General features: G+C 56.6%; 11 protein-coding genes. 2 read left to right on the top strand and 9 right to left on the bottom strand.

Translation table 11 applies throughout. The features are described 5' to 3' along the window. The first annotated feature begins 61 nt into the window (after nt 1-61). Complete coding sequence (locus GGE09_RS10695) at nt 62-703, top strand: thermonuclease family protein (RefSeq protein WP_309746114.1); 642 nt, start codon at nt 62-64, stop codon at nt 701-703. A 55-nt stretch (nt 704-758) separates the two neighbouring features. On the opposite strand, the gene GGE09_RS10690 is transcribed toward GGE09_RS10695, so the two are convergent. Further along, on the bottom strand, nt 759-2,420 hold the full coding sequence (locus tag GGE09_RS10690; protein ID WP_309746113.1) for an NAD+ synthase: 1,662 nt from the start codon (nt 2,418-2,420) through the stop codon (nt 759-761). 161 nt (nt 2,421-2,581) lie between these two features. Between GGE09_RS10690 and GGE09_RS10685 the strand changes: the two genes are divergently transcribed. After that, nucleotides 2,582-4,108 carry an MORN repeat-containing protein gene (locus tag GGE09_RS10685; protein ID WP_405048542.1) on the top strand — a complete coding sequence of 509 codons (1,527 nt, stop codon included), beginning with the start codon at nt 2,582-2,584 and terminating at the stop codon, nt 4,106-4,108. Here the strand turns inward: GGE09_RS10685 and GGE09_RS10680 are convergent. The 8 genes from GGE09_RS10680 to GGE09_RS10645 form a co-directional block, all read right to left on the bottom strand. Next, complete coding sequence (locus GGE09_RS10680) at nt 4,105-4,656, bottom strand: RSP_2648 family PIN domain-containing protein (RefSeq protein ID WP_309746112.1); 552 nt, start codon at nt 4,654-4,656, stop codon at nt 4,105-4,107. The genes GGE09_RS10685 and GGE09_RS10680 overlap by 4 nt on opposite strands. 7 nt (nt 4,657-4,663) lie before the next feature. Then, nucleotides 4,664-5,857, bottom strand: coding sequence for an RSP_2647 family RNA methyltransferase (locus GGE09_RS10675; protein ID WP_309746111.1), 1,194 nt, complete (start codon nt 5,855-5,857; stop codon nt 4,664-4,666). 87 nt (nt 5,858-5,944) lie between these two features. Then, entirely contained in the window at nt 5,945-6,634 is a 690-nt protein-coding gene (locus GGE09_RS10670; RefSeq protein WP_309746110.1) for a DUF6778 family protein, read from the bottom strand. 301 nt (nt 6,635-6,935) lie between these two features. Further along, complete coding sequence (locus GGE09_RS10665) at nt 6,936-7,502, bottom strand: sarcosine oxidase subunit gamma family protein (RefSeq protein WP_309746109.1); 567 nt, start codon at nt 7,500-7,502, stop codon at nt 6,936-6,938. Then, entirely contained in the window at nt 7,495-10,518 is a 3,024-nt protein-coding gene (locus GGE09_RS10660) for a sarcosine oxidase subunit alpha family protein (protein ID WP_309746108.1), read from the bottom strand. The genes GGE09_RS10665 and GGE09_RS10660 overlap by 8 nt, the downstream gene beginning before the upstream one ends. A gap of 70 nt (nt 10,519-10,588) precedes the next feature. Beyond that, nucleotides 10,589-10,915 (bottom strand): sarcosine oxidase subunit delta, encoded by a 327-nt coding sequence (locus GGE09_RS10655; RefSeq protein WP_309746107.1) that lies wholly within the window; start codon nt 10,913-10,915, stop codon nt 10,589-10,591. Between the two features lie 87 nt (nt 10,916-11,002). Next, a complete protein-coding gene (locus tag GGE09_RS10650; protein WP_309746105.1) occupies nt 11,003-11,158 on the bottom strand; it encodes a hypothetical protein in 156 nt (51 codons plus the stop codon). Between the two features lie 100 nt (nt 11,159-11,258). After that, nucleotides 11,259-12,506, bottom strand: a complete 1,248-nt coding sequence (locus tag GGE09_RS10645) for a sarcosine oxidase subunit beta family protein (RefSeq protein WP_309746103.1) — start codon at nt 12,504-12,506, stop codon at nt 11,259-11,261. Nucleotides 12,507-12,509: the final 3 nt, after the last annotated feature.

The raw sequence follows: 12,509 nt of genomic DNA, 5'->3' as shown, positions 1-12,509 counted from the left end.
GAAAGGGTTAATGTTCTTGATCTGTCCTGCTAAACCGCTCTGAGGACTTGAGGAGTGGACAATGATAAAACTGCTGATCGCGTTGGTGTGCCTTTGCACACCCGCCATGGCTGAAACCTTGCGCATCGTTGATGGGGATACCTTGGACTTGAACGGCACGCGTTTCCGGATCAACGGAATCGATGCGCCCGAAGCAGGCCAGAAGTGTAAGACCGCAAGCGGCAAGGACTGGGCCTGTGGAACCGCTGCCACTGATACGTTGTTTGCACTGACCAAAGGGCAAAAAGTGACTTGTGAAAAACTCGCCACCGATAGCTATGGCCGCAGTGTTGCCCGCTGTTATGCAGGCAAAACCGATCTGGCCCGCGCGATGGTGGAACAGGGCATGGCTTGGGCCTTCCTGAAGTTCTCAGACGAATACGAATCTGTTCAAACCGCAGCCAAAACCGCCAAAATCGGCATCTGGCGCGGGGCTGCCCAACCCGCATGGGACTTTCGCGCCGCCAAATGGGATGTAGCAAAACAAGTGGCCCCCGAAGGCTGCCCGATCAAAGGCAACATCACCAAAAACGGTAAAATTTATCACGCCCCTTGGTCTCCGTGGTACAATCGCACCAAAATCAACACCGCCAAAGGCGAACGCTGGTTTTGCGATGAAGCCGAAGCTGTCAAAGCCGGCTGGCGGGCGCCCTATTGGAAATAAGCCAACCGCGCGATTTCCGTTTTCTAAAAATATCCCCGCGCGGAGCGCTAGAACATCACCCGCTGGTATCACGCCAGCGGTTCGCAATCGGATAGCGCCGATCCAACCAAAACGCCTTATGGGTCAAACGTGGCCCGGGTGCAGATTGGAACCGTTTGTATTCGGAAATATAAACCAGATGTTCAATCCGTTTCACCACAGCGCGATCAAATCCCAAGGATACAATTTCCGCGACTGACAGATCCTGATCCACCAGCAGCTCCAGAATACCATCCAGCACCGCGTAATCCGGCAGGCTATCTGAATCTTTTTGGTCATCGCGCAGTTCTGCACTGGGTGGCTTTTCGATGATATTCACCGGAATAACCGCGCCTTTTGGCCCCATCATCCAGTCCCGATGATTACTGTTGCGCCAGCGACAGCTTTCAAACACCCGCATTTTATACAGGTCCTTGATCGGGTTATACCCCCCCGCCATATCGCCATAGATCGTAGCATAGCCCACGGCGACCTCGGATTTATTGCCCGTGGTTAACAGCATTTCGCCAAATTTATTGGACAAAGACATCAACAAAAGCCCCCGCAGGCGCGATTGGATATTTTCTTCTGTCACGTCGGGCTTTGTGCCTTCAAAGAGCGGGGCCAGCGTATTGGTTACAGCGGCGCGGGATTCAGCGATTGAAATAGTGTCCAGCTTTACGCCCAGATTGGCCGCCAGTTCTGCCGCGTCATCAAGGCTCGACTGGGCAGTGTATTCGGACGGCAACATCACGCAGCGTACGTTTTCCGGCCCCAAAGCATCTGCGGCGATGGTGGCGACAATGGCGGAATCAATCCCGCCAGACAGCCCCAACAAAACCTTCTTGAACCCCGTCTTGGCCATATAATCGCGCAGGCCTTGGGTCATCACACGGTAATCTTGTTCCCACTCATCCACATGAACGATCTTCTCGCCTTCAAGGGCCTCCCAACCATCAGCGCCGCGTTCAAAATCAACATGGGCGATGGCTTCATCGAACAAGGGCATCTGCATAGCCAGCCGCCCGCCGCGGTTCAGCACGAACGATCCACCGTCAAAAACCTGATCGTCCTGCCCGCCCACCATGTTCAAGTAGACCAAGGGCAAATCGTTCTCGATCACACGGCTGACCATGGCCGAAATCCGCCGATCAAATTTGTTGCGATAATAGGGCGAGCCATTGGGCACCACCAGAATTTCTGCTCCTGATTCCGCCAAAGCCTCGGACACATCAGGGTGCCATGCGTCTTCGCAGATCGGGTTGCCAATGCGCACATTCCCCAAGCTGTAAGGCCCGGCCAACGGGCCAGAATCAAACAAACGGACTTCATCAAACACATGGGTGTTGGGCAGTTCATGCTTGCGCAGGGTCGCCACAATTTCACCGCCGCGTAGGATGAAATAGGCGTTGTACAGCATGTCGCCTTCTAACAAAGGCGCGCCAATACCGATTGTTGGCCCTGTATTACAGGCTTTCGCCAGCATTTCCACATGGGCCATTGCATCCAGCGTAAAGGCGGGCCGCATTACCAAGTCTTGCGCCTGATAGCCTGTCACAAACATTTCGGGCAGCACCAGCATATCCGATCCCGCCAGCGCCGCTTGTGCGTGGGCCTCCTGCGCTTTGGCAATATTCCCAGCCATATCCCCAACCGTGGGATTAAGTTGCGCAAGGGTAAGACGTAATTTCTCTGTCATGGGCCACACCAGTTTATGCTGTTCTTAGGGTTGTTAGACCCATTTGAACCACAAAGCACAAGTCGCAAGAACCCTTGTCATGAATTTTCCAAACTCTTAAGGTTAACCCAAACTGCTTGTGCAAAAATAAGGGAGCCCGGCCCCGTGCCGCGGAAGAAATTTTGACCAGAACCACCCCACTTCGTCGATCCCTTCTTTTGGCCACTTTGCTGGCCACGGCCCCTGCGGCCTGTTTTGCACAGGCCACAGCACAAGTTGTCACCAAACAATATGATACGGGCGGCGTCTATGAGGGCACGTTCAAAGACGGCAAACAAGATGGCACAGGCACCTATCGCCTGCCCAACGGCTATGAATATTCCGGCGCTTGGGTGGACGGCGAAATTCAGGGGCAAGGCACGGCCAAATTCCCCAACGGATCGGTCTATGAAGGCGCGTTTGTCGCGGGCAAACCCGAAGGTAAAGGCAAGATCACCTTTGCCGATGGCGGCACCTATGAGGGCGACTGGGTCAACGGCAAGATTGAAGGCACCGGCGTGGCGAAATACGCCAATGGCGTCGTTTACGAGGGCCAGTTTTCCCAAGCCCAGCACGACGGCAAAGGCACCATGACCAGCCCCAACGGCTATCGTTATGACGGGGATTGGCAGGACGGCAAGAAAACCGGCAAGGCGATGATCACCTACCACGATGGCGCCACGTATCAGGGCGATGTGGTTGAAGGCATGCGCGAAGGCAACGGCCTGCTGACCATGCCGGATGGGTTAACCTATGAAGGCGAATGGAAAAACGGCCAGATTGAAGGCATGGGCGTGTTAAAACAAGCCAATGGCGATGTATACGAAGGCCAGATGGTCCAGGGTAAACGCAATGGCGCGGGCAAGATCACCTATGCCAACGGTGATATCTTTGTGGGCAATTTCGAAAACGACCAGCGCCAAGGGGACGGAAAATTCACTGGCCCTGACGGCTATGAATACACCGGCAACTGGGCCGCAGGGCAAATGTCCGGCCAAGGGTCGCTGACCTATAGCGACAGCGCAGTCTATACGGGCGAATTCGCCAATGGCCTGCCCAACGGTGAAGGCAAAATCATCTACGCCAATGGATCATCCTATGAAGGCGCATGGGTTGAAGGCCGTATCGAAGGCCAGGGTACAGTACGCGACATCAATGGCACGGTTTATGACGGCGAATTGAAGAATGCCAAGAACCACGGCACAGGGAAAATCACCTATGCGGATGGTCATTCCTATGAGGGCGAATGGGTCGAGGGTGTGCGCCAAGGAGAAGGCCGCGCGGTGTTCACCGACGGGTCAATCTATGAAGGCAACTACGTTGATGGCAAACGTCAGGGCCGTGGCAAGATCACCCTGCCCGACGGGTTCAGCTATGTTGGCAACTGGGAAAACGGCGAAATCAACGGTGCGGGTGTTGCAACCTATGCCAATGGCGATGTTTACACAGGGTCGTTTAAAAACGGTCAACGCCAAGGCAGCGGCAAAATGGTTTATGCCACGGGCGAGGAATATGACGGCTTTTGGGCCGAAGGCAAACAGGCCACCCAAGCAGAGGCCGAAGCCGCCAATGGCACAGCAAGCGCGCCCTCAACCGATGCAGACACAACGACAGAACTTGCGACAGAACCTGCGACGGAAGCGGGAACAGAAACCCCAAGCGCGGATTAAGCGACCCGCGCCCCGTCCCATTTCGCCAATCGAGGTAAACCGCACCGCTGCACCATTTTGCGGCGGTTGACGGTATCGCCTTTCATCGCCTCGGCAGCGCTGTGGGTGCGGTTCAGCACGTCGGTCATCATTTCAGTGTCGCCCAGCGCCAGTTCCAGCAGGAATTCATCAGGATGGCGGCGCAGGATTTTATGGCTGGCCAGAACCCCTGTGGGGAAATCCCCCGTGTTGGCTGTCAGCAACTCATCCGCCTGCCCCGCAATCGCTGCGGCCAACACATGACGGTCATCGGCATCGGGCAGGTATAAGGTTTCCAGATCAATCCCGGAAATATCCACGCAAGCCTTACGCCAATCAGCCCGCAAAAGCGCGATTTCGGTTTCAGCCATCGGGCCGATCCCGTTTTTCACCGCCGCGCGGCGCCATTCTTCAAGGATGCGATCCGACCAAAGCGGCACAAACGCGCCTGCTTTGGCACAGTCCAGAACAATACTACGCAAGATCGACGGGTATAGCACACAAGCGTCGATGACTACGCGCATGGTCATGACCGCCTTAATCCAACCGCAGGAACAGCGACTTTAGATAGGCGGTTTCTGCCAGTTGCGGATGCACCGGATGGTCGGCGCCTGCAAAGCCGGTAGAAACAATCTGGCCTCTGCGTTCACCCTTGCCGATGCCGCGCATACTGGCCTGACGAAACGCTGTCAAATCGGCGGCGTGGGAACAGGAACACAACACCAGATAGCCGCCCGGCTTAACCAAAGCCGCCCCCATCCGCGCGGTTTTTTCATAAGCACGCAGCCCTGCCTGCAAGGCAGGTTTTGCGGGCGCAAATGCGGGGGGGTCACAGACAACCACATCAAAGCTGCGGCCCTGTTTCGCCAAATCGGTCATCACTTCAAAGGCATCGCCCTTGATGGTGTCAAATTGATCGCCAACACCTGTGGCAACAGCGCCTTGTGTGGCCAGTTCCAGCGCAGGGGCAGACCCGTCAACGGCTGTGGCATGGGTCGCCCCATTGGCCAAAGCTGCCAGAGAAAACCCGCCAACATGGGAAAACACATCCAGAATGTCGCCGCCTTTTGCCAGCGCAGCGGCAAAAGCGTGGTTTGGACGCTGGTCATAGAACAAGCCGGTCTTTTGCCCGCCCAACACATCCGCCATATAAGTCGCGCCGTTCATTTTCACAGGGATCGGCCCGTCAACAGCGCCTTGCAGCACCAGCGTTTCCTCGGAAAGGCCTTCCAGCCCCCGCGCCCGCCCGCTGGCGTTCTTAATGATTGTTGGGTTTTCAAACACCGTCATCAACGCCTGTTCCAGCTCTGGCAACAGCTTTTCGATCCATGCAGCGTTGGGCTGGACCGCAAACGTATCGCCGAAACGGTCGATAATCAGGCCCGGCAGGCCGTCTGCCTCTGCGTGGATCAAACGATAATACGGGGTATCGAACATCCGGTCACGGTGTTCAAACGCAAAGCGCAGCTTGGCGGTCAGCCATGCCGCGTCGATCTGCACGTCGCGGTCCATTTCCAGCACCCGCGCGGCAATCTTGGAACCGGGGTGAAACGCAGCCTGTGCTACGAAGTTACGGTCCGTGTCGAGCAGGTCAACAATCGTCCCCGCCTCGATCTTTTTGGTGCGGCGATCCGTTACAACCTCGTTGTCATAGGCCCATGGAAAACCATGGCGCACGCGTTGCGGGGACTTATTGGGGCGAAAGCGGAGTTCTGTGCGGTTTTGTGTCATACCGCCCCTTACCTGCCTTTACAGCAATAAGGAAACGAAAAAACGGCCCCGAGCGGGACCGTTTCAACAGAATTCATGTCAGATCAATCAGACTTGGCTGCCAGAGGACAAGGCGGCCTGTACAACACCTGCCACATGGTTGGTGATGCGTACCTTTTGGGTTTGGCCTGCGCGCATGGCACGGTACGCTTTGGCACCGCCAAATGCTTTGAGCGAGGCATCAATGCTTTGCACCGGCGTAATCGGCTGGCGGGTTTCTGCATCCAGCAGAACATATTCAAATTCCACGTTATGTTTACCGCCCACAGAATTGCGGGTTTTTTCGGTGATGGCGTGGAAGGTATTCACCCGCACCGCCATGATAACCCGACGCTCGCCGTGCAGCGGGGCTGTGCCCTTGCGTAATGCGCCCTCGATGATAGTTTTGACCTGTTCATAACGATTGCCCAGCGGATCTTCGCGCCACACGATATCGGCCTTTGGCAGGTAAACATTGGCTTCGGAAACCACCAGATAGTCGGGCACCACAACCTGCACATCAACCACTTCGTAAGGCGAGGCCAAGGCTTTCCCTTGCGGCACCGAAGCAACCTTTTGTGTTGCCAATGGTTCCGGGAAAAAGCTGAGTTGGGTTTGCGAAACTTCGACATGTGCCGGCGCAACAGCATCGTGGCGCGGCGTTTCAGCGACAAAATTTTGCGAGGATGTGTTGGACACGCAAGCAGAGGTACTAACTGCGATAGCGAACAAACCTACGATTTTACAAATATTCAACATGGTGTCTCTCCTGCGTTCAAGAAGCGAGTGCTGTACGATTTCTTGCACTCTGTTTGATCGCAGAATCTGGCTGCATTGAGGTAAATTAGGCCCGATTTCGGGGTATTATGATGGTTAAAACTCCTTGAATCCGCCGCATTCCACCTGCCGACTTCTGAAAAAATGCTTTGAATCAAAGAATTGCCGAAAACAGAGCAATTTGCCTTATTTCAGGCACAAAAACGGGCGGAAATCACATTTGCTCTTTTTTATCAGAGTCCTGTGAATGCCGCCCGTGATTATCAGGGATTTTTCGTCGGGTTTAGAAATGCGCAGGCAAAGTATCCTTGGCCGCAGCCACACAAAGCCAGTCATAAACGAATGTGCCCACACTGCGAAAACACACCAGTTCCAGCGTTTCAGCGTCCGACAGCCAAAAAGCCACCGCAACCTGCCCCAGACGCGAGCGGCGCATTTCGCCGATTTTCAGCGCCTCGGGTGACAGATCCGCAGGACTGCCCTTGGCAATCACTTCACGCGCGCCAGTGCCAGTCAGGGTAAAACTGGCCCGCGCGTCCGATACGTTCACCGCCAGAAAATGCTCGCCCGCCAGCGCCTTGTCCAGCTTGGCCACCAGCGCATCTGCATCCGAATAGTCACAAAACAGCAGCAATTCATCTGGTGACATCCACGCCACCCCGCCTTTGGTGCCGGTTTTGATCCCGCGCGGATCAGGCAGCGCCAGCCCGACAGCCGCTTTCACTGCCTTGCCGAGTTTGGCCGAACCGAAATTCCCCCGCAGCGTAACCATGCCCACCAGACCAGCATCTTTGACCCGCACCGCACCGTCAAAAGAGGCGCCGTTTACAACACTAACCGCATTAGACATTTTGCCGTGCTCCTTCTTTATCCAGAAATACCGGATCAACAATTTTGGCATTGATGGTTGTGCCATCGGTGCGGGCAAACATGATCGTGTCGCCCATCCGTTCGGGTCCGTCCTCGACCAGCCCCATAGCAATAGAGCGGTCCAGCGTCGGGGAATAATAGGTGGATGTGATCCGCCCGATCATATGTTTCACCCCGTTGGCCCGTGTGGTGCCGTCCACCGCATAAGCCCCGTCAGGGATCACCACAGCGGGGTCTTCGGTTTCCAGCCCCACCAGACGCCAGCGTTTCGGGTCCACCATATGGGGGCGTTGTTGAGCGCGTTTGCCAAGGAAGTCTTCTTTCTTTTTGGAAATCGCCCAGTTCAGCCCCAGATCCTGCGGAATAACCGTGCCGTCGGTTTCATCGCCAATCATGATAAAGCCCTTTTCAGCCCGCATGACGTGCAAAGCCTCGGTGCCATAAGGGGTGATGCCGAACTCTGCGCCAGCTTCAAGCGCGGCATCCCAGAACGCCTGTCCTTGGGCGGCGGGAACCGCAACCTCGTAAGACAGCTCGCCCGAGAAGGAAATCCGATAGGGTCGTGCTTTGATGCCCGCGATTTCACCGTCGGCAAAGGCCATGAACGGCAGCGCCTCGGCGCTTAGGTCCATTTCGGTGCCCATTTTCTCTAGAACTTTACGGGCATTGGGGCCAACCAGACCGATTTGGGCATATTGCTCGGTCACATTTGCGGTGTAGACCTTCCAGTCCCACCATTCCGTTTGCAGCCATTCCTCCATCCACGCGTGAATGCGATCAGAACCGCCGGAAGTGGTGTGACACAGGAAGGTTTCGTCATCCAGCCGCGCCACAACGCCGTCATCGGATAAAAACCCGTTTTCCGAACACATCAACCCATAGCGGCAGCGGCCAACTTTCAGCGTGCTCATCATATTGGTGTAGAGCATATCAAGAAACTTGCCCGCGTCCGGCCCTTTGACGATGATCTTGCCAAGGGTTGAAGCATCAAGAATCGACACGCTGTTGCGGGTTTGCAGGATTTCACGTTTCACCGCGTCTTTCACGCTCTCCCCTGCTTGCTGGTAGCAATAAGGCCTGCGCCAATCAGCCACCGGTTCCCAGAAGCCACCATTGGCATCGGTCCAATCATGGATCGGGGTGCGGCGCAGCACTTTGAATAGGCCGCCACGGGCCTCCCCCGCGATGGCACCCATGGAAATCGGGTGATAGGGTGGGCGAAACGTGGTGGTGCCCACCTGCGGAATGTCCGCGTTCAGACTGTCCGCCAGAACCGCCAGACCGTTGATATTGGACAGCTTGCCCTGATCTGTCGCCATCCCCAGCGTAGTGTAGCGTTTGGTATGCTCGACGCTTTCATAACCTTCCTGCGCGGCAAGGCGAACGTCAGAGACTTTCACGTCATTCTGGTAATCCAAAAAGGTCTTCATTTGCAGTTTTTTGTTCTGGCCCTGTGGCATGGACCAAACCGCAAGGATCGGGCCTTCAGCCTCAGACGCCCCAACAGGGGCCGCGGCTTCACCAGCGGCAAACCCGGCCTCGGTAGCGGCTTGTGCGCCGACCGCATGACCATCCGCAATGGCAGCGGCGGCATCTAGATAGCCATTGGCGGTGCCTGCAACCAGAACAAACCCTGCCCCGTCCGCCCCCAGTGGCGGGCGCGCGGGATCAGGGCGGAACATGGCCATTTCCGTGTCCCAGTTCAGCTTGCCACCGCAATGGGACCACAGATGCACCACAGGCGACCAACCACCCGACATGGCAACCGCATCACAGGCCAGTTCATCGGTCTTGGTGCCTTCACCCGCTTGGCTGCATATGCCAACCGAGGTGACGCGCTTATTGCCGTAAACTGATGAAATCGCCTTACCGACCTCTACCCGAATACCCATTTCGCGGGCTTTCATCGGAAGCGGACCATCGGCAACCACGCGCGCATCAATAACCGCAGGCACATCCAGCCCCGCCGCTTTCAGTGCAATGGCCGTACGATAGGCATCGTCGTTGTTCGTGGCCACAACCACGCGATCCCCGACGGAAACGCCGTGGTTCGCCATGTAATCCCGCACAGCCCCCGCCAACATCACGCCCGGAACGTCATTGCCCGCAAAGGACAGGGGCCGTTCAATCGCGCCTGTGGCGGTCAGAATCCGTTTGGCACGGATGCGCCACAGACGATGGCGCGGACCCGCAATTTCAGGGGCGTGATCCGTCAGACGTTCATAGCCCAGCGCGTAACCGTGGTCATAGACCCCAGCACCCATGGTGCGGGTGCGGATGCGCACGTTTTCCAAGGCGTGCAAGGCTTTGGTGGTTTCGTCGATCCAATCTTGCGCAGCTTTGCCATCTACTGTGACACCGTCCACAGGGGCGCGGCCGCCAAGCGTGTTTTCCTGTTCCAGCACCAGAACCTTGGCACCCGATTTCCCCGCTTGCAGGGCTGCGGCAAGGCCAGCGATCCCGCCCCCCACAACCAGCACATCACAGTGGGCATAGAAATATTCATAACGATCCGCATCGCGGTCTTCAGCAGCGGGGGCTGCGCCCAGACCAGCGGCCTTGCGGATCACCGGTTCAAACACATGTTTCCACGCAAAAGCAGGGGCCATGAAGGTTTTGTAATAGAAGCCAGCAGGGAAGAAGCGCGTCATCACGCGGTTCACACCGCCCACATCGAATTCAAGGCTGGGCCAGTGGTTCTGGGATTTCGCCGTAAGACCGTTGAACAATTCCGTGGTGGTCGCCCGTTGGTTCGGTTCATACTTGCCGCCCTGACCCAGACCGACCAGCGCATTGGGTTCCTCGGGACCAGCCGCCACTATCCCGCGCGGGCGGTGATATTTGAACGAGCGGCCAACCAGAAGTTCGTCATTGGCCAGCAGGGCTGAGGCCAATGTATCGCCTTTGAACCCGGTCAGGCGTTTGCCGTTCCAGGTGAAATCCAGTTTTGTGCTGCGATCGACCAGACGACCGCCGTTTTGAAGACGTGTGCTCATGTGTTTGAAGCCTCGCTTGTGCGGCGGCTTTGGGGGCCTCCGGCGGGGATATTTTTAGAAAGAAGAAGGCTCATTTTGTGAATCCTTCAAAATCTGGACGTTTGGCTTTGATCTTGGCGATCAGATCGGCGGGGGGCTGCGTGGTTTGCGCAGTATAAGTGCCGAACACTTCGAGTGTGGTGGTGCAGCGGGCCGCGTGGAACCACTTGCCGCAACCGTTTGAGTGCCGCCACCGTTCAAAATGCACCCCGCGGGTATTTTTGCGCATGAAAAGGTAGCTCTCAAACTCGTCGTCAGAAGAACCCGCGCCGAAACGGGTCAAATGCGCCTCGCCCCCTGCGTGAAGTTCGGTTTCATCAGCGACGATGCCGCAGTTTGGACAGGTCAGGATCAGCATTGAGGGAGTCCTTTGAGGGGCGCACACAAAAACGGGGCGGGCCATTGCTGGCGCACCCCGTAGGTTTTACGATCGTTTAAGGGACGGTTAGCCGTTGTTGCTAACGTCTGGCAGGGTAATTTCGATGTCGGCTTTGTCACCGCTGCCGCCTGTGTAGACATACCAGCCAAGGCCAGCGACGGCCACGACAAGGGCGCCAACGATGAAGGCAAGGGCGGGGTTGCTGCGGCTTTCTTCTGACATGGGAGTTCCTTTCCAGAGGCGTTTGTATCGTGTTCAGATACAAACAAACCCGCAAAGGGGCTGAAAGGTTCCGCTGTTTGGGTGATTTTATGCTCCAACATCAGTGGGCCACCCCTGCGGCAACGCTTTCGTCGATAAAGCGGCCTTCCATAAAACGGTCCATGCCGAAAGGGGCGGCCAGTTCGCCGGGTTCGCCTTTGGCGATGGTTTCGGCAAAGGCCCAGCCCGAGCCCGGGATCGCCTTAAATCCGCCCGTACCCCAGCCGCAGTTGATGAAGGTGTTACCCAGCGGTGTTTTCCCGATAATCGGAGAGCGATCCCCCGTCACATCCACAATCCCGCCCCATTGGCGCAGCATTTTCAGGCGGGAAATCATCGGGAAGGTTTCGATCAAGGCGCGAACGGTTTCTTCGATATGGTGGAAGCTGCCGCGCTGGGTATAGTTGTTGAACCCGTCGGTGCCCCCGCCGATGACCATTTCGCCCTTGTCGGATTGGGACATATAGCCGTGGACGGTGTTGGCCATGATGACCACATCCATGCAGGGTTTAATCGGCTCTGATACAAGGGCTTGCAGGGCGACAGATTCTAGCGGAATGCGGAACCCCGCCATATCGGCCAGCGCGCTGGCATTACCCGCAACAACCATGCCCAGCTTTTTACAGCCGATGCGGCCTTTGGTGGTTTCAACCCCCGTCACCGCGCCGTTGTCCTGATGCACGCCAGTGACTTCGCATTTTTGGATGATATGCATGCCCATATCCGAACAGGCCCGCGCATAGCCCCAAGCCACCGCATCATGACGCGCCGTGCCGCCGCGCGGCTGCCACAAAGCGCCAAGCACGGGGAACCTTGGGCCTTTGAGTTCGATAATCGGGCAAAGCTCTTTGACCCGTGCCGGGCTAATAAATTCCGTCGCCACCCCTTGTAATGCATTGGCGTGGGCCGTGCGCTGGTAGCCGCGAATTTCATGTTCGGTTTGCGCCAGCATCATCACACCGCGCGGGCTGAACATCACGTTATAGTTCAGATCCTGCGACATGGTTTCATACAAGGAGCGGGCCTTTTCATAGATCGCCGCCGAGGGATCTTGCAGATAGTTCGAGCGGATGATCGTTGTGTTCCGCCCCGTATTCCCGCCCCCAAGCCAGCCTTTTTCAAGGATCGCCACATTGGTGATGCCGAAATTCTTACCCAGATAATAGGCCGTGGCCAGACCATGCCCCCCTGCCCCGACAATGATCACATCATAGTCTTTTTTCGGCTCTGGCGCGGCCCAGGCCCGTTCCCACCCCGTGTGGTAGCGGGCGGCTTCTCGGGCGATAGCAAAGGCAGAATAGCGTTTCATGGG

The organism is Roseobacter sp. N2S (genome assembly GCF_031454055.1).
Classification (GTDB): domain Bacteria; phylum Pseudomonadota; class Alphaproteobacteria; order Rhodobacterales; family Rhodobacteraceae; genus Amylibacter.
This window is presented reverse-complemented; position numbering and strand designations above follow the sequence as displayed.